18 protein-coding genes are annotated in these 17,205 nt (G+C 46.1%); 14 read left to right on the forward strand and 4 right to left on the reverse strand.

The features are described from left to right. The first annotated feature begins 77 nt into the window (after positions 1-77). From nrdD to BMZ28_RS02450, 4 genes are all read left to right on the forward strand, one after another. Positions 78-2,216, forward strand: a complete 2,139-nt coding sequence (nrdD, locus tag BMZ28_RS02435; RefSeq protein ID WP_074820632.1) for an anaerobic ribonucleoside-triphosphate reductase — start codon at positions 78-80, stop codon at positions 2,214-2,216. A gap of 127 nt (positions 2,217-2,343) precedes the next feature. Continuing rightward, positions 2,344-2,808, forward strand: coding sequence for an anaerobic ribonucleoside-triphosphate reductase-activating protein (gene nrdG / locus BMZ28_RS02440; protein WP_047779858.1), 465 nt, complete (start codon positions 2,344-2,346; stop codon positions 2,806-2,808). Positions 2,809-3,002: 194 nt separating this feature from the next. After that, positions 3,003-3,260: a type II toxin-antitoxin system RelB/DinJ family antitoxin gene (locus BMZ28_RS02445; protein ID WP_047779857.1), complete on the forward strand. Its 258-nt coding sequence runs from the start codon at positions 3,003-3,005 to the stop codon at positions 3,258-3,260. Between the two features lie 3 nt (positions 3,261-3,263). Next, positions 3,264-3,530, forward strand: coding sequence for a type II toxin-antitoxin system RelE/ParE family toxin (locus BMZ28_RS02450; RefSeq protein ID WP_074820459.1), 267 nt, complete (start codon positions 3,264-3,266; stop codon positions 3,528-3,530). Here the strand turns inward: BMZ28_RS02450 and BMZ28_RS02455 are convergent. Continuing rightward, positions 3,527-3,955, reverse strand: a complete 429-nt coding sequence (locus tag BMZ28_RS02455; protein ID WP_074820635.1) for a YhbP family protein — start codon at positions 3,953-3,955, stop codon at positions 3,527-3,529. The two genes, BMZ28_RS02450 and BMZ28_RS02455, sit on opposite strands and share 4 nt — an antisense overlap. Before the next feature lie 134 nt (positions 3,956-4,089). On the opposite strand from BMZ28_RS02455, the gene BMZ28_RS02460 reads away from it, so the two are divergent. After that, positions 4,090-4,407 (forward strand): GIY-YIG nuclease family protein, encoded by a 318-nt coding sequence (locus BMZ28_RS02460; protein ID WP_261821934.1) that lies wholly within the window; start codon positions 4,090-4,092, stop codon positions 4,405-4,407. Here the strand turns inward: BMZ28_RS02460 and BMZ28_RS02465 are convergent. Both BMZ28_RS02465 and ubiT read right to left on the reverse strand, forming a co-directional pair. Beyond that, on the reverse strand, positions 4,404-4,907 hold the full coding sequence (locus tag BMZ28_RS02465) for a GNAT family N-acetyltransferase (protein ID WP_074820463.1): 504 nt from the start codon (positions 4,905-4,907) through the stop codon (positions 4,404-4,406). The two genes, BMZ28_RS02460 and BMZ28_RS02465, sit on opposite strands and share 4 nt — an antisense overlap. Then, positions 4,901-5,422 carry a ubiquinone anaerobic biosynthesis accessory factor UbiT gene (gene ubiT / locus BMZ28_RS02470; RefSeq protein WP_047779853.1) on the reverse strand — a complete coding sequence of 174 codons (522 nt, stop codon included), beginning with the start codon at positions 5,420-5,422 and terminating at the stop codon, positions 4,901-4,903. The genes BMZ28_RS02465 and ubiT overlap by 7 nt, the downstream gene beginning before the upstream one ends. Positions 5,423-5,952: 530 nt before the next feature. Between ubiT and ubiU the strand changes: the two genes are divergently transcribed. Together ubiU and BMZ28_RS02480 are read left to right on the forward strand one after the other, a co-directional pair. Then, entirely contained in the window at positions 5,953-6,948 is a 996-nt protein-coding gene (gene ubiU / locus BMZ28_RS02475; protein WP_047779852.1) for a ubiquinone anaerobic biosynthesis protein UbiU, read from the forward strand. A 12-nt stretch (positions 6,949-6,960) separates the two neighbouring features. Next, complete coding sequence (locus tag BMZ28_RS02480; RefSeq protein WP_074820466.1) at positions 6,961-7,842, forward strand: U32 family peptidase; 882 nt, start codon at positions 6,961-6,963, stop codon at positions 7,840-7,842. Between the two features lie 55 nt (positions 7,843-7,897). On the opposite strand, the gene BMZ28_RS02485 is transcribed toward BMZ28_RS02480, so the two are convergent. Then, on the reverse strand, positions 7,898-9,610 hold the full coding sequence (locus BMZ28_RS02485) for a M14 family metallopeptidase (protein WP_074820468.1): 1,713 nt from the start codon (positions 9,608-9,610) through the stop codon (positions 7,898-7,900). A 263-nt stretch (positions 9,611-9,873) separates the two neighbouring features. Between BMZ28_RS02485 and BMZ28_RS02490 the strand changes: the two genes are divergently transcribed. From BMZ28_RS02490 to BMZ28_RS02520, 7 genes are all read left to right on the forward strand, one after another. After that, positions 9,874-10,440 carry a metal-dependent hydrolase gene (locus BMZ28_RS02490; protein WP_074820470.1) on the forward strand — a complete coding sequence of 189 codons (567 nt, stop codon included), beginning with the start codon at positions 9,874-9,876 and terminating at the stop codon, positions 10,438-10,440. Between the two features lie 391 nt (positions 10,441-10,831). After that, the gene (cyoA, locus tag BMZ28_RS02495; RefSeq protein WP_047779849.1) at positions 10,832-11,719 is read left to right on the forward strand and encodes a ubiquinol oxidase subunit II; all 888 of its coding nucleotides are present in this window, start codon (positions 10,832-10,834) and stop codon (positions 11,717-11,719) included. A gap of 3 nt (positions 11,720-11,722) precedes the next feature. Next, positions 11,723-13,720 carry a cytochrome o ubiquinol oxidase subunit I gene (cyoB, locus tag BMZ28_RS02500; protein WP_047779848.1) on the forward strand — a complete coding sequence of 666 codons (1,998 nt, stop codon included), beginning with the start codon at positions 11,723-11,725 and terminating at the stop codon, positions 13,718-13,720. Beyond that, positions 13,710-14,336, forward strand: a complete 627-nt coding sequence (locus tag BMZ28_RS02505; RefSeq protein WP_047779847.1) for a cytochrome o ubiquinol oxidase subunit III — start codon at positions 13,710-13,712, stop codon at positions 14,334-14,336. The genes cyoB and BMZ28_RS02505 overlap by 11 nt, the downstream gene beginning before the upstream one ends. Beyond that, the gene (locus BMZ28_RS02510; protein WP_074820472.1) at positions 14,337-14,669 is read left to right on the forward strand and encodes a cytochrome o ubiquinol oxidase subunit IV; all 333 of its coding nucleotides are present in this window, start codon (positions 14,337-14,339) and stop codon (positions 14,667-14,669) included. Between the two features lie 11 nt (positions 14,670-14,680). Further along, positions 14,681-15,574, forward strand: a complete 894-nt coding sequence (cyoE, locus tag BMZ28_RS02515) for a heme o synthase (protein WP_074820474.1) — start codon at positions 14,681-14,683, stop codon at positions 15,572-15,574. A 226-nt stretch (positions 15,575-15,800) separates the two neighbouring features. Continuing rightward, a complete protein-coding gene (locus tag BMZ28_RS02520; protein WP_074820476.1) occupies positions 15,801-17,180 on the forward strand; it encodes an MFS transporter in 1,380 nt (459 codons plus the stop codon). The last annotated feature ends 25 nt before the right edge of the window (positions 17,181-17,205 follow it).

Raw genomic sequence — 17,205 nt, forward strand, 5'->3', positions numbered from 1 at the left:
CGTCTAAAACACAGGGTGTTCTTGTGGATAACTACGAATAAAGAAGACTAAACAGTCAGCTAGTGAAGGAGCCAATGGTGAAACCAGTTGTCATTAAACGCGATGGTTGCAAAGTACCTTTCGATGAAGTGCGCATTAAAGAAGCGATTGTACGTGCTGCTACCGCCGCCGATATCTACGACGATGACTATTGTGCCAGCGTAGCAAGAACCGTCTCGCAACAGATGGAAGGTCGAACCGCAGTCGATATTAATGAAATTCAGCAGGCAGTAGAAAACCAGCTGATGAGCGGTAACTACAAAACGCTGGCCCGTACCTATATTGAATATCGCCACGATAGAGATATTTCCCGTGAAAAGCGCGGCCGCCTGAATCAGGAAATCAAGGGACTGGTTGAACAAAGTGATATTGCACTGCTTAACGAAAATGCCAATAAAGACAGTAAAGTCATCCCGACCCAACGGGATCTGCTGGCAGGTATCGTCGCTAAGCACTATGCCAAGCAGCATCTGCTACCGCGAGACATTGTTATGGCTCATGAACGTGGCGAAATTCACTATCATGATTTGGACTATGCGCCATTCTTCCCGATGTTTAACTGTATGCTCATCGATCTCAAAGGCATGTTAACCAACGGATTTAAAATGGGTAATGCGGAAATTGAACCGCCAAAATCCATTTCAACAGCAACTGCAGTTACCGCTCAGATTATTGCTCAAGTCGCCAGCCATATTTATGGTGGTACCACCATCAATCGCATTGATGAAGTTTTAGCGCCGTTTGTCAGCGAAAGTTATAACAAACATAAAAAAATCGCCATTGAATGGAACATTACTAATCCGGAAGAGTATGCCCAATCCAGAACGGAGAAAGAGTGCTACGACGCTTTCCAATCGTTAGAATACGAAGTCAATACACTGCATACCGCTAATGGTCAGACGCCATTTGTTACTTTCGGTTTTGGTCTGGGTACCGATTGGCAGGCTCGCCTGATTCAGCAATCTATTCTGAAAAATCGTATTGCCGGTTTAGGTAAAAATCACAAAACCGCCGTTTTTCCTAAATTAGTCTTTGCCATTCGCGATGGCGTAAACCATAAGTTTGGTGATGCTAACTACGATATTAAACAGTTAGCGCTAGAGTGTGCCTCCAAACGCATGTATCCAGACATTCTTAACTACGATCAAGTGGTTAAAGTAACTGGTTCATTTAAAACACCAATGGGCTGCCGTAGTTTTCTCGGCGTTTATGAAGAGAACGGCGAACAAATCCACGATGGCCGCAATAACCTTGGTGTGATTAGCCTCAATCTGCCACGTATCGCTCTGGAAGCCCGCGGTGATGAATCCCGTTTCTGGCAGATTCTGGAACAGCGCTTATCACTGTCCAAGCGCGCCCTGATGACCCGCATCGCACGCCTGGAAGGCATTAAAGCCCGCGTCGCACCTATCCTTTATATGGAAGGTGCCTGTGGAGTACGTTTAAAAGCTGATGATGATATCGCCGAGATTTTCAAAAATGGCCGGGCGTCTATTTCTTTAGGCTATATCGGTATTCATGAAACCGTTAATGCCCTGTTTGGCAATCAGGTTCACCCTTACGATAGCCAAATGTTGCGCGATAAAGCGGTTGAAATTGTCCAGCGCTTAAAGGTAGCGACGGAAGAGTGGAAGAATGAAACCGGTTATGGTTTCAGCCTGTACAGTACGCCAAGTGAAAACCTGTGTAACCGCTTCTGTCGCATTGATACTGCTGAGTTTGGTGTAATACCGGACGTGACTGATAAAGGTTACTACACCAATAGCTTCCATCTTGACGTAGAGAAGAAAGTAAATCCTTACGACAAACTGGATTTTGAAGCCCCTTATCCACCACTGGCTAACGGCGGTTTCATTTGTTATGGAGAATATCCTAACCTTCAGCACAATCTGAAAGCGTTAGAAGATGTATGGGACTACAGCTACAGCCGCGTCCCTTACTACGGCACCAATACTCCGATTGATGAGTGTTATGAATGCGGTTTTTCCGGTGAATTTGAATGTACCAGTAAAGGCTTTACCTGCCCGAAATGTGGTAACCATGACTCATCCAAAGTCTCGGTTACCCGCCGCGTCTGTGGCTACCTCGGCAGCCCTGACGCCCGTCCATTCAACGCCGGTAAACAGGAAGAAGTTAAACGACGGGTAAAACATCTGGCTAATGGTCAGTTAGGTTAGCAGTCGTTATTGTCTTGGCCTTCAATGAAGCACACCCATGTTGCTCAACAGAAGGTCAAGACATCCTCAAGACAGTTAACATGCCAGGCTTGTCAAAAACAGCACGCGCTAAACAGAAAATAATCCGATGAATATTCACCAATATTATCCCATTGACGTGGTAAACGGCCCCGGTACTCGCTGCACCCTGTTCGTCTCCGGCTGCGTTCACCAATGCGACGGTTGCTACAACAAAAGTACCTGGCGGCTGAACTCCGGCGTCTTATTTACCGAGGAAATGGAAGATCGGATTATTGCCGATTTAAATGACTGCCGTATTCCACGCCAGGGACTCAGTCTGTCCGGCGGCGATCCGCTACACCCACAAAACGTGCCTTCAATATTGAAACTGGTTAAGCGGGTACGGGACGAGTGTAAAGGGAAGGATATCTGGATTTGGACCGGTTATTTACTCTCAGAGCTAACAGCTCAACAAAGGGACGTTGTCGATTTGGTGAACGTATTAATTGACGGTAAGTTCATCAAAGAACTGGCCGATCCATCGTTGTTATGGCGCGGCAGCAGCAATCAAGTGGTGCATAAACTACGTTAAATCCCCCTATTTTTTGATAGCTAAGCTAAAGACATACACTAAATTTCGGCATACTCTGCAATATCTCTCCATTCTGAAGATAAACCTATTCATATATAAAGAATAAAGAGTAACCTTCCTAAAAATACCTTTCCCCATTGATTTGTGGCCACAACGTGAACACAATATGATCATCATTCATAGGGGGAGGTGTTATGAATAGTTCTATCGTTAAAGCGCGAGTTTCACCTGAAATTAAGGCAGCAGCCATGGAAAATGCAAAAGCACTGGGGTTAGATCTATCAACGGTGATTCGTATGGTGATTAAACAATTAGCAGCAACCGGCGAGATCCCGGAGGGGTTACTTAAGCCGAATAAAAAAACGCTGCAGGCGATTAAAGATTTTGAACGAGGTATTGGCGTACACCGCGCTAACTCAATAGACGACCTGAAGAAAGAACTTGAGTGGTAGCTAATGTTAGCGCTTGTTTACCAGAGCCGATTTAAAAAAGATGCCAAGCGCTATGCCAATAATAAAAAAGCACAACAGATTATTTTAGAAACTATCTCATTATTACAGACAGGAAAACCACTGCCGGTTCAGTACCGGGAACATAAATTAGCAGATCACTATATTCATTATCTGGAATGTCATTGTGCTCCCGATATACTGTTAATCTATCAACGAACAGACTCTGAATTAAGGCTCTATCGCGTAGGAAGCCACGCAGATCTATTTTAACCACGTTGCCAAAACAGTTTTTTACCAAATCCAAGTTTGTTATCCGTCATTTTGATTTCATCAAGACTCAGTAACCACAAAGGCGCGGTAGCCACTTTGGCCACCGGGAAACGCGCGACATAAAGTTGCCTCGCCTTGGTTTCTTCTTCACCCAAAAGTAAATTAAGCCGCCCTTTATATTGAATCCCCTGAATCAAGGCAATATTTTTAGTTTGCGCAGCAATCGTTCCGGCAACCTGAGGGTTAGCCAGTGCCATTTCGCTATGCCGAGTATGGGTTTCAGACATCATAATCAGCCCCATGCTCTGCCGATCGAACAGATAAAAACAGCTGGCACACCATAAATCGGTACCGCTTGTGGTACATAGCGTCACAACATGATTTTTAGCCAGATAGCGACTTATCGCCTTGATATCACTACTCATCATCACCACATTGATTTCCCGACTTATATAAGAATAACGTTAACACAAGCATCTCGCTAAAACAGCAGTCATGCCGATAACCATTTAAATTGCTAGAATAGTGCCATGCCGACTACCGATAACGGACCTTTACCGTGACAGACAGTACTCCTTCCCACACAGCCGAAGCCACAAATTGGTATCTCTATATGCTGCGTACCGCCGATAACCGCCTGTATACCGGAATTACTACCTGTGTCGAACGCCGACTCAAGCAACACCAGTCGGGAAAAGGCGCTAAGGCATTAAGAAATGCAGGCCAGCTTACACTGGTTTATCAGGTACTCATCGGGGGGCATTCAACAGCCTTAAAGCTGGAATACCGCATAAAACAGCTGACTAAACCACAAAAAGAAAAGCTGGTCTTTAACCAGCTTTCAATGAATTCGCTAACGGAATGGCTAAAAATTTAACACTGATCGAACAGTTCAGAATACTCCACCAACCCGGAGATGCCGTTCAGCGACTCCTCCGCTAACGGATATATCTGAAATGCTGACTCGGTATCAGGCCACTTACAGCGTAGTTTAAAATCAGCAGCGGTCTTAAAACCTAACGGACCGTAATAGGCGGGATCGCCCAGAACAGCAACCGCCGCATAACCAAATTCATTTAACGCATCCAGTCCCTCATAGACCAACGCCTTACCTAAACCGGCTCCACGATGCTTTTCTGCCACCGCCAGAGGAGCCAGACCAACCCACTGAAGCTCCTCTCCGTTAATCATCACTGGGCTGAAAGCAACATAACCAATTACACCGCCGTAGTCGTCCGTCGCCACGACACCTAAGGTAATTAGCCCATTTTCTCGCAGTTGATGCACCAATTGAGCCTCTGCTTCGCTGGGAAAAGACTTGCGCAGCAGTTTATCAATACCCGCGGCATCAACCGGTATTTCAACGCGAATTAACACGATGCTGGCGCGCGCGAATGTGCTTCGCCGCCCTCTTTTAAACCGGCCTCAACGAAATCTGCCAGTTGGAGTAAACCAATGCGTAATGGCGCCGGCATATTTTCCAGCTCAATGGCATCCATCAGATTTTTCACATACAGCCCAAGCTCGGTATCCCCTTCAATCACCAGACGGCGTTGGAAAAACAGGGTATCGGGATCCTGCTTACGGGCGGCAATTAAAATCAGGTCGTTGGCATCACCACAGAAGCTAACGTCTTCCTGCTGATTATCACTCACCAGCAGTACACCCTCACGCACGGTAACGAACCAGCATAGCGCCAGATCGCGGACTTCAACTTTTAACCAACGGCTTTCCAGAAAATCCAGTTCGCCCTCTGCCAGTGCCTGACGAAATTGCCAGCTCAACAGCTGTTGCAGAACCTGCTTTTGCAGAGCAAAAGGCGTAAATTTTATTGGTAAGCGTAACAGGGAAGGTCCCTGCCGAACCAAACGGGCTCTCAGTTGTTGTAACACGGGCTGACTCCTGCTGAAAAAGAATTACCGTTATTCTGCCACAATGATGTTCAAGATCATCGAGTCAGGTCAAAGAATTATCAATTTATCTGCCATCCTGCATTTCAGACACCATATTAAACGATGAATTCCCCTGCCTGTACTTTTGTACATCGCATTAACCCTACCATTCGATAATAAGCTGCCCCAAATCAAAAATCGTTATCAAAAGGTTAATTACAATCATCGGATGATACATGCAGCAACTTCAATAGGTTATTAATAGCGATGTTTTTAGAGACGACTGACAAAGCTTTTCAAATTGAATCCAATGGCTATTCCGGCTGTAAAAAACCCGCACCAATATCACCTAAGTACTCAGCCGGAAGACCATTAACACTCAGCGACAGAGTGCGTCGGGCCTAGTCGGGCAACGGGTACTTCGTTGGTTTACGCCAAGTCGCCCCCCACGCCCGTCTCTCCCTTCGATTAAGTATATTAGGATCTTGTCATTAATCTGTTTTATAACCTTTACTTTTCAGGAATACGAGATGGAACTGCTTTGCCCTGCTGGTAATTTACCAGCGCTGAAAGCGGCCGTAGATAACGGTGCTGATGCGGTTTATATCGGTTTTAAAGATGATACCAACGCCCGCCATTTTGCCGGACTTAACTTTACCGATAAAAAACTGGAGGAGGCGGTAAGTTATGTTCACCGCCATAAACGCAAATTACACATCGCTATCAATACATTCGCTCACCCTGATGGCTATGTTCGTTGGCAGCGCGCCGTGGATATGGCTGCGGATATTGGCGCCGATGCCTTAATACTGGCGGATATTGCCATGCTGGAATATGCAGCGGAAAGGCATCCACAGCTTGAGCGCCACGTTTCGGTACAGGCTTCGGCCACCAACGAGCAGGCTATTCATTTCTATCAGCGTAATTTTGATGTGGCTCGCGTGGTACTGCCCCGAGTGTTGTCGATGCATCAGGTAAAACAATTGGCCCGTACCAGCCCGGTTCCGCTTGAAGTGTTTGCTTTTGGTAGTCTGTGCATTATGGCGGAGGGTCGATGCTACCTTTCCTCTTATCTGACCGGTGAATCCCCCAATACGGTTGGCGCTTGCTCTCCCGCGCGTTTTGTTCGTTGGCAGCAAACGCCTCAGGGGCTGGAGTCCCGTTTAAATGATGTATTGATTGACCGTTATCAGGACGGAGAAAATGCCGGGTATCCAACATTGTGTAAAGGCCGCTACCGGGTTGATGGCGAGTTGTATCATGCACTGGAAGAACCCACCAGCCTGAATACGTTGGAATTACTGCCGGAATTATTGGGCGCTAATATCGCTTCAGTCAAAATTGAGGGGCGTCAACGCAGTCCCGCCTACGTTAGCCAGGTGGCAAAAGTCTGGCGTCAGGCCATCGATCGCTGTATGGCCGATCCGCAAAACTTTCGCGTTGAACAGTCCTGGATGGAAACGTTGGGTTCAATGTCTGAAGGTACCCAAACCACTCTGGGCGCCTATCACCGTAAATGGCAGTAGCAGGAAAAAATGATGAAATATTCCCTCGGGCCACTACTTTATTATTGGCCCAAAACCGAGACAGAAGCCTTTTATCACGCGGCAATGAAAAGTAGCGTTGATATTATCTATTTAGGTGAAGCCGTTTGCAGTAAGCGGCGCGAAATGAAAGTTAACGATTGGTTGGCACTGGCTAAAACGCTAGCCCAATCAGGCAAACAGGTGGTTATATCGACGCTGGCTCTGCTGGAAGCGCCGTCAGAACTAACAGAACTTAAACGCTATATTGAAAATGGCGAGTTCCTGATAGAAGCAAACGATTTAGGAGCAGTGAATATGGCTGCTGAGCGTGGCCTTCCCTATGTCGCTGGCCCGGCGCTCAACTGCTATAACGCTTATGCTCTGCGTTCTCTATATAAGCAAGGGATGATGCGTTGGTGTATGCCAGTGGAGCTCTCCCGCGATTGGTTGGTTAACCTGCTTAATCAGTGTGAAGAATTAGGTATCCGTCACCAATTTGAAGTAGAAGTGTTTAGCTATGGTCATCTACCACTGGCCTATTCAGCGCGCTGCTTTACGGCTCGTTCGGAAGATCGACCAAAAGATGATTGCCAGACCTGTTGCATTAACTACCCAACCGGCAGAAATGTCATTTCGCAGGAGAACCAGCAGGTTTTTGTGCTCAACGGTATCCAAACGCAAAGTGGCTATTGCTATAACCTCGTGAATAATCTGTCAGAGATGGAAGGATTAGTCGATATCGTGCGCCTGTCCCCTCAGGGCAGAGAAACGCTGGAGATAGTAGACCAGTTTCGCCATAACCAAGACGGTACATCACCTGTTTCTCTGGCAAACCATGTTGATTGCAACGGGTACTGGAAACGTATTGCCGGACTGGAGCTGGTTCAGGAATAGGCCATAGCATATATCATGGCCCCCACAGACATCGAGGTGTGCGGGGGCCGTTTATTTATTGCATCAACGTCAATGATAATTCAGCGCTTTCAGGTAAACGGTAAAGGGGTAATCGTTTAGGTTCTATCTCCACTTTGCCTTTTGCTGTCGTCCCCTTGGTTTTGGTTAGCGCAGCCTTAGCCGGTAAGGTGATTAGGCCATTAGCGATAAAACTGCCCTGAGTTTCCGGTTCTAATGCGGCAATCACCAGATTCGCCAGAGGCTGCTTTAACGGAATATAGTAATAGCCTTCATCCACCGGTAACTCTATATCTTCAACTCGTGTCGTTACCTGAGTCATAGTATTACCGGTTGTTCCAACACTGCCGGTAACGTCTTTTTTACGCGCATCTTTCTGTTCTGTGAGGCTATATTGTTGCGCCTTTATCTGTTGTGCCTGATTAACCCTATAAACTTCAACCCCCAAAGTCTGAAGCTGCTGAGCCGCCTTTTTCTCCGTTGACGCCAGCAAATAAGCATAAGGACGGGAACGGGTAATCACAGGAGTAATATTTAACGAGGAGTTCCAATCAGCCTCAACTTTTACCCCATCGGCGGTTTTCGCATCGATCATCAAGACAGTGTGTTTTTCCGGTGTTGCCTTTCCCTTAACCACAATGGCGCCCTGCCCGGCTTCATTCGATATATCCTTACGAATATCACGTCCCAGTTCAATCAGCTCTTTACTGTTTTTAGCCGCCGTTTTAACGATGGCTTGCATCGCCAGCAGTTGGGTGTACACCCGGCGGGCATAATGAGCTTTACCTAATCCTACCCCACGGTTTTCCAGTAGAAACGAAACCGAGTTACGCAACCCGGCAATATTACGCAGGGTATCGGCACCAATGCCGCCCATCGATAACGTTTTATCCTGCATATTGTTTTTGTCAGTAGTGTAGTACCAGGAGTGGCTTAATCCATTGGTTTCAAAAGTATTCACGATACTTTCCCGGAAAGGCTTCTCCATCGTTTTCGCCAATCGGGTCGGTAAATTGTTGGTGGTCGCCTGTTGTAACATCGCATCATAACGCTGTACCGCACCAAATTTCTCTACCCAACGCCCCGCCACGCTATATTCATGACCATCCAACACCACATCTGGCTGATACTGATTGAACACCTGAGCAATTGCCCGACTTTCCGGCGAACTTAGCAATAAATGATCGCGGTTAAGATTGATACCGTTGGCCAGATCGCGACTAAAGCTTTCAGCGCCATCAGGATTAGCCCGTGGAATAATCAACACGTTAACCCGGGAAAGGACATCCCCTTCTTTCCCTTCGGCTAAACTTTTAGCATAAGCTAAAGCGGCTTCTCCCGGTGCAGGTTCATTACCGTGTTGTAGCGCCAAAATTAGCACGGTTGGCTTGCCATTTTTTAATAGAATTTCCGGCGTTACGCTTTGTGAATCTGAAAACACCAGTAGCGGAATATTATTCCCCTTTTGAGATTGCCCAATGATGCGCACTTTTAATGAGTCAGACGTCTTCGTCAGCTGATTAATAAAATCTTCCATTTCCCGCTGAGAAGTAAAATCTGTTTTGTCCGCAACAAAAGCAGGCGTTCCCATATCAATCTTACTGGGCTCCGGGAACTGTTTCACGATAGCGGGAATTTCCCGATAATCTTTCGCAGGATCGTAATTTGCCAGCGTGTTTGCAGGGAAAATAACCATGCCAAGTACACAAGGAAACAGTGCAGATAGCACAGTACGGGAAAAACGCGTCATTGAATGTCTCCAGAAAAGAAAACGGTATCCATTGTCAGTTTCACTAACTGCCCGATGCTCATAGGGGGTTAATCATAAGTCTATTTATGACTTCCGGTAACCCCAAAAATTGCGCAATCAGTGTCGAAACACGCTGATTTACACAGACAAAATTAACTACTTCATACCTACTTCACATAGCCACCGCAATATTACGCCCAGAACTGTTTTACCCTTAGTTATTTATGCTTGTAGCGGGCATTTTCATCACAGGACGTTTCATTATGCCAACCGTTGTTACCCATGCTGCCGTTCCCCTTTGTCTGGGTTTAGGATTAGGAACAAAAAACATCCCCCCTTCACTGCTGCTGGCCGGCGTTGCCTGCTCTATGGTGCCCGATCTAGATGTTATCGCTTTTAAATTTGGTATTGCCTATGCCAATGCTTTTGGCCATCGGGGCTTTACTCATTCGCTGCTGTTTGCTTTTGCTCTGCCAACGCTGGCTTTACTATTAAAGCGTTGGTTTAAGGTCGGATATTGGCGAATCTGGTGGTTCCTCACCGTTTCTCTACTGTCGCATAGCGTACTGGATTCATTAACCACCGGTGGAATGGGCGTCGGCTGGTTATGGCCGTGGTCACAAGAACGATTTTTTGCACCGGTTCAGGTGATTAAAGTTGCCCCGTTCCAACTGGCTCAATACCTTAAACCGAACGGTATTGCCGTTATCCAATCAGAATTACTGTGGGTATGGCTGCCTGGTATTGTGATGATGATTGGGTTAATTATGTTAAGAAAACAACCGGTACATTCACCGCTCAATCATCAGCATAATCTATCTCAGCAATAGTCTTCCTTAGCCACACTAAAGATAGGGTGATTTCTGGTGAATAATATCGAACTTTTTGCCTCACCCTCTCTTTTAACCTACCACTCGCCAATTCAATTGCCTTTTAGTTTATAAAATAAAAATCAGCAATAAATACCATTAAACGATTTTTGATAGTAAACTAGGGGTTCACTCCCCTTAAAGCAGACATTTACTCCTGATTACCTAAAAAAATCAGAATCATTAGCTCAATTAAACAACAACATCCCCATATCATTTAATGACAATGATTTAATCATATTTACATATTTATAACTTTTCCATAAAATTGCCCCCACAAACTGGGCCCATTGTCTTTTGATGGGTTTTTAATACCACAAAGCGCTTATGTACTTTGTCATGAGGTCGTTCAATGAGACTCAAACAATGCAATAAGTTTTCTAAGGTGTTGTTGCTCGCGATTGCTGGCTTACTGCTCAGCGGCTGCGACATGGCACTGATGAATCCAAAAGGGCAGATCGGGATGGAACAACGATCCCTGATAATAACCGCCATCGTTCTGATGTTAATTGTTGTTATCCCTGCTATTTTTATGACTTTTCTTTTCGCATGGAAATATCGCGAATCCAACAAAAACGCTAAATATACGCCTAACTGGGCCCACTCAAATAAAATTGAGATGGTAGTTTGGGGAATTCCCTGCGTTATCATTCTGGTACTCGGGGCATTAACCTGGAAAAGTACTCAGGAACTCGATCCGCGTCAGCCAATACAAAGTGAAGCGAAAACCATTACCATTGAAGCCGTGTCGATGGATTGGAAGTGGTTATTCATCTATCCTGAACTTGGTATTGCTACCGTTAATGAGCTCTCTTTCCCTGATAACGTGCCGGTAAAATTCAAAATTACCTCAGACACCGTGATGAACTCTTTCTTTATTCCCCGTCTTGGTAGCCAAATCTACGCGATGGCCGGTATGCAAAACATTGTGCATTTAATTGCCAATGAGAAAGGCGTCTATCCGGGTATCTCGGCTAACTATAGCGGTAAAGGATTCTCCGGCATGAAGTTCAACGCCATTGTCACTTCTCAGGAAGATTTCGATAAGTGGGTTGAAAAAGTTAAACAGTCTCCTAATCAGCTACAATGGGTTGATTACAATCAACTTGCCAAGCCAAGCGAAAACAATGCCGTTGAATACTTCTCGACAGTTAAGCCTGGTCTATACCTTGATATTATTAATAAATATATGGGTATGGATATGAGCAAGCACTCACATCATTCAGGAGCCGAGGAATAAACGATGTTAGGAAAATTAACACTTGATGCGATTCCTTATCGTGAACCGATTATCATGGGTGCCGTTGGCTTCATTATCATCGGCGGAATTGCGCTTCTTGCACTGATTACCTATTTTGGTAAATGGAAGTGGCTTTGGAACGAATGGCTGACCAGCGTCGATCATAAAAAAATCGGCGTGATGTATATTCTGGTCGCGATGGTCATGTTACTGCGCGGCTTTGCCGATGCCATTATGATGCGTACTCAGCTGGCGGTGGCAGCAGCGACCAGTGGCGAAGGGTTCCTCCCGCCGCATCACTACGATCAGATCTTTACCGCCCACGGCGTTATTATGATCTTTTTCATGGCGATGCCGTTCGTTATTGGTTTAATGAACATCGTTGTACCGTTACAAATCGGTGCCCGTGACGTTGCCTTCCCATTCCTTAACTCCCTAAGCTTCTGGCTGTTCGTTGCCGGTGTGGTGTTAATTAACATCTCACTTGGGGTGGGTGAATTCGCCCAAACTGGTTGGTTGGCTTATCCGCCGCTTTCAGGCAAGGTTTATAATCCGGGGGTCGGGGTCGATTACTGGATATGGAGCTTACAAATATCCGGGGTTGGTACGCTACTCACCGGGGTAAACTTCTTTGCCACCATTCTGAAAATGCGTGCACCAGGCATGAAGATGATGCAGATGCCAGTCTTTACCTGGACTGCGCTGTGTGCCAACGTACTGATTATCGCCGCGTTCCCTATTCTGACCGCAACGATAGCCATGCTAACCCTCGATCGTTATCTGGACTTCCACTTCTTTACCAACGATCTTGGTGGTAACCAGATGATGTACGTTAACCTGATCTGGGCCTGGGGCCATCCGGAAGTTTACATCCTGATTCTCCCTTGTTTCGGTATTTTCTCCGAAGTTGTTGCCACGTTCAGTAAAAAACGCCTGTTTGGTTATACCTCGTTGGTGTGGGCTACTGTAGCCATTACCATCCTGTCCTTTATCGTTTGGCTGCACCACTTCTTTACTATGGGTGCCGGTGCCAACGTTAATGCCTTCTTTGGTATTGCCACCATGATTATTTCCATACCAACCGGTGTGAAAATATTTAACTGGCTGTTCACCATGTATCAGGGTCGTATTCAGTTCTCTACACCAATTCTGTGGACGCTGGGCTTCTTGGTGACCTTTACCGTGGGTGGTATGACCGGCGTACTGTTAGCAGTACCGGGTGCCAACTATGTCTTGCATAACAGCCTGTTCTTGATTGCTCACTTCCATAACGTCATTATTGGTGGTGTGGTGTTTGGCTGTCTGGCTGGATTCAACTACTGGTTCCCGAAAGCATTCGGCTTCAAGTTGAATGAAACGCTGGGTAAATATGCTTTCTGGTTCTGGATTATCGGTTTCTTCGTGGCCTTTATGCCGCTGTACATTCTGGGCTTTATGGGTATGACCCGTCGCCTGAACTACAGCCTACAACCTGAATGGACAACGCTATTGATGGTTGCTGCATTTGGTGCGGTATTAATTGCTATCGGTATTGCTTTCCAGATCCTGCAGTTACTGGTCAGTATCAGAGATCGTAACAAGAATCGCGACGTTACTGGCGACCCATGGGGCGGCCGTACGCTGGAGTGGGCAACCTCTTCACCAGCGCCATTCTATAACTTCGCTCATACTCCGGTAATCAAAGGTATCGATGCCTTCCAGGATATGAAAGATGACGGTACGGCTTATCAACGCCCTGCATCATATGAACCGATTCATATGCCAAGAAACACTGGCGCAGGCGTGATTATCTCCGCATTTAGCGTGGTATTCGGTTTTGCTATGATCTGGGAAATCTGGTGGATGGCTATCGTTGGTCTGATCGGTATGGCTGTGACTTATATCGTCCATACCTTTAATGATGACACCGATTACTATGTCCCTGTGGAAGAGATTGAGAAAATTGAAAATCAGCATTTTGAACAACTCAGTAAAGCAGGGGTGATAAACCATGGCAACTGATACCTTGATCAATCCAAACGCTCATGCCCAAGGGCATGAGCACCACGATCACGACCATGACAGTGGCGCCAAAACCGTTTTCGGTTTCTGGATCTACCTGATGAGCGACTGTATTCTGTTCGCTGCCGTTTTCGCCACTTACGCTGTATTGGCCACCGGCATTGCCGATGGCCCATCAGGCAAAGACATTTTTGAACTGCCTTATGTTGCGGGTGAAACAGCCTTACTGCTGTTAAGTAGCTTTACCTACGGTATGGCTATTATCTCGATGTATAAAGGTAACAAAAGTCAGGTGGTCGGTTGGTTAGCCATTACTTTCCTGTTTGGCCTCGGCTTTATTGGCATGGAACTTAATGAGTTTCATCTGCTGATCAGTGAAGGCTATGGCCCATCACGCAGTGCCTTTTTATCCGGCTTCTTTACTTTAGTGGGTACTCACGGACTGCACGTGACGCTTGGCCTGATCTGGATGGCCATCATGATGATTCAGGTATCAAAGAAAGGGTTAACGCCAAAGAACAACGCCCGCTTAATGTGCCTGAGTTTGTTCTGGCACTTCCTGGATGTTATCTGGATTTGTGTGTTTACCGTTGTTTATCTGATGGGGAATATCTAAATGAAAAATACCGCTGTAGATGCTTCCGGCGCCAGCCATGGTTCCGTTAAGTCCTATCTTGTCGGATTTGTTCTTTCGGTTATTCTGACGGCTGTGCCTTTCTGGATGGTGATGACCGGTGCTGCGGCACCGGCGACCTTAGTCGTCGCGATTTCGCTGTTTGCCGTAGTACAAATTGTGGTTCATTTGGTTTACTTCCTACATATGAACACAAAATCAGAGGGCGGCTGGAACTTTGTTGCCCTGATATTTACCGGATTGATTATTGCCATTGTCGTTGTAGGTTCTCTATGGATTATGCATAACCTTAACACCAACATGATGGTTCACTAAGAGCTACTCAGATGATCAAGAAATATCTGTTAGTCACAAAACCGGGAATCATCTTTGGCAATATGATTTCAGTTATTGGTGGATTTCTACTCGCCTCCCAAGGCAACGTAGATTTCTCCCTGCTGTTTGCTACTGTCATCGGCGTTTCTTTAGTCGTCGCTTCCGGCTGTGTGTTTAACAACTACATTGACCGAGATATCGATTGTCTGATGGAGAGAACTAAGAACCGAGTTTTGGTTCAAGGTCTGATTTCCCCTTCGGTGACTATCGTCTATGCCTGTTTATTAGGCATAGCCGGCTTTGCCTTACTTTATGTCTATACCAACTTGTTAGCCGTAGAGTTTGCACTGCTGGGATTCGTGGTTTATGTCGGTCTGTATAGCCTGTATCTGAAGCGCAAATCCGTATATGGAACCTTGGTCGGCAGTCTGTCTGGTGCCGCACCTCCGGTTATCGGTTATTGCGCGGTCAGTAATCAGTTTGATATGGGCGCACTATTGCTGCTGGTTATTTTCAGCCTGTGGCAAATGCCTCACTCTTATGCCATTGCCATTTTCCGCTACAAGGATTATCTGGCAGCGTCGATACCGGTTCTGCCGGTTAAACGCGGCATTTCAGTGACCAAAAATCATATTACGCTATATATCATCGGCTTTATCATCGCCACCCTGATGCTGAGCATCAGCGGTTACGCAGGCTACAGCTATCTGTTTGTCTCTGCGGTAGTCGGTATTGGCTGGCTGGTAATGGCACTGGCCGGATACACAACCTCGGATAACCGAATTTGGGCCCGAAAGCTGTTTATCTTCTCCATTATTGCTATCACCACATTAAGCATCATGATGTCCGTTGACTATTCTCAGGCCATGTCATCGGAATCGTTATTGACGCTTATTCGGCCGTAAAATATTGGGAATATCGTTCGTTGTTACTCAACAACTTTCGATATTCCCTATTTTTATACCAACCATTGCGATTTTTCTTAGAAAAACAAAGTATTTTGCCACGCCAGCAACTATTCTATCCACCGTCAAATCCCCATAATAATTAAAACCGCTGATGGGAAAAGTAGAATAATAGATGGCTCTCGTTGTTCAGATCGGGAGTCAAAATAGTGTTATTTGAGGTGATATGAACGATTATAAAATGGCCCCGGAAGAACTTAGAGCTACATGGGGGCTAGGTTTAGTTTTCTCATTGCGCATGCTGGGCATGTTTATGGTTCTGCCGGTATTAACCACCTACGGCATGGCGCTGGCCGGTGCCACCAAACCACTCATCGGCTTAGCTATCGGTATTTACGGCCTGACTCAGGCTATTTTCCAGATCCCCTTTGGTTTGCTCTCCGATCGCGTAGGTCGCAAACCATTAATTGTCGGCGGACTGCTTATTTTTGCTATTGGCAGCATCATTGCCGCACTCAGTGATTCCATTTGGGGCATTATTCTTGGTCGTGCCTTACAAGGTTCCGGTGCCATTGCTGCCGCTGTTATGGCCCTATTATCCGATCTCACTCGAGAACAAAACCGTACCAAAGCCATGGCATTTATTGGCGTTAGTTTCGGTATCACGTTTGCTATTGCCATGGTACTGGGCCCTATTATTACTCATGCTTTTGGTCTGAATGCCCTATTCTGGGGAATTGCCGTGCTGGCGCTAACCGGTATTGTCCTGACCCTCACCCTAATTCCTAATCCTTCCGGGCATGTATTAAACCGCGAATCAGGCATGGTGAAAGGCAGCTTCAGTAAAGTGCTACGCAATAGTCGATTGGTGAAGTTGAATATTGGTATTTTGTGTTTGCATACGCTATTGATGGCCACTTTTCTGGCCTTACCGGTCGCGATGGAAAATGCCGGCTATATGCCTGCCGATCACTGGAAAGTGTATCTGGTGACCATGCTGGTTTCTTTTATCGCCGTGGTGCCCTTCATCATCATTGCGGAAAAAAAACGTAAAATGAAGCAGGTATTTTTAACCTGCGTGGCTCTGCTTCTTATTGCAGAGTCTATACTTTTTGTCAGTGGACAGCACCTGTGGGTAATGTTTGCCGGGGTTCAGCTCTTCTTTGTTGCTTTCAATATCATGGAAGCCATTTTGCCCTCACTGATTAGTAAAGAAGCGCCAGCAGGCTATAAGGGCACCGCAATGGGCGTCTACTCAACCAGTCAGTTCATTGGCGTCGCTATTGGTGGAAGTCTGGGCGGATGGCTATTCGGCTTTAACGGTACCAATGCCGTCTTTTTGGGTAGCGTGGTACTTTGCGTCCTGTGGTTGATGCTTAGTACAACCATGAAGCAGCCGCCTTATGTCAGCAGCCTGCGTATTGAATTACCCCCATTAGCGCTAAAAAATGTCATGTTGGAAAGGGATCTCAAAGTCCTTGATGGCGTTAATGATGTGATCATCGTGCCAGAAGAACGATCAGCCTATATAAAAATAGATTCAGATAAAACCAGTCGTGCTAAGTTAGAACAGTTAATCAGTTCGTATGATACTCAACCGGCATAATCCGGCGGGATAAACTATTAACAAC

It is taken from the genome of Pragia fontium DSM 5563 = ATCC 49100 (assembly GCF_900112475.1).
In the GTDB taxonomy this organism is placed as follows: domain Bacteria; phylum Pseudomonadota; class Gammaproteobacteria; order Enterobacterales; family Enterobacteriaceae; genus Pragia; species Pragia fontium.

What these genes read in the sequence shown, in the direction of transcription:
- nrdG (WP_047779858.1), top strand. Translation starts at nt 2,344, where the DNA reads ATGAATATTCACCAATATTATCCCATTGACGTGGTAAACGGCCCCGGT.
- BMZ28_RS02445 (WP_047779857.1), top strand. Translation starts at nt 3,003, where the DNA reads ATGAATAGTTCTATCGTTAAAGCGCGAGTTTCACCTGAAATTAAGGCA.
- BMZ28_RS02450 (WP_074820459.1), top strand. Translation starts at nt 3,264, where the DNA reads ATGTTAGCGCTTGTTTACCAGAGCCGATTTAAAAAAGATGCCAAGCGC.
- BMZ28_RS02455 (WP_074820635.1), bottom strand. Translation starts at nt 3,955, where the DNA reads ATGAGTAGTGATATCAAGGCGATAAGTCGCTATCTGGCTAAAAATCAT.
- ubiU (WP_047779852.1), top strand. Translation starts at nt 5,953, where the DNA reads ATGGAACTGCTTTGCCCTGCTGGTAATTTACCAGCGCTGAAAGCGGCC.
- BMZ28_RS02480 (WP_074820466.1), top strand. Translation starts at nt 6,961, where the DNA reads ATGAAATATTCCCTCGGGCCACTACTTTATTATTGGCCCAAAACCGAG.
- BMZ28_RS02485 (WP_074820468.1), bottom strand. Translation starts at nt 9,610, where the DNA reads ATGACGCGTTTTTCCCGTACTGTGCTATCTGCACTGTTTCCTTGTGTA.
- BMZ28_RS02490 (WP_074820470.1), top strand. Translation starts at nt 9,874, where the DNA reads ATGCCAACCGTTGTTACCCATGCTGCCGTTCCCCTTTGTCTGGGTTTA.
- cyoA (WP_047779849.1), top strand. Translation starts at nt 10,832, where the DNA reads ATGAGACTCAAACAATGCAATAAGTTTTCTAAGGTGTTGTTGCTCGCG.
- cyoB (WP_047779848.1), top strand. Translation starts at nt 11,723, where the DNA reads ATGTTAGGAAAATTAACACTTGATGCGATTCCTTATCGTGAACCGATT.
- BMZ28_RS02505 (WP_047779847.1), top strand. Translation starts at nt 13,710, where the DNA reads ATGGCAACTGATACCTTGATCAATCCAAACGCTCATGCCCAAGGGCAT.
- BMZ28_RS02510 (WP_074820472.1), top strand. Translation starts at nt 14,337, where the DNA reads ATGAAAAATACCGCTGTAGATGCTTCCGGCGCCAGCCATGGTTCCGTT.
- cyoE (WP_074820474.1), top strand. Translation starts at nt 14,681, where the DNA reads ATGATCAAGAAATATCTGTTAGTCACAAAACCGGGAATCATCTTTGGC.
- BMZ28_RS02520 (WP_074820476.1), top strand. Translation starts at nt 15,801, where the DNA reads ATGAACGATTATAAAATGGCCCCGGAAGAACTTAGAGCTACATGGGGG.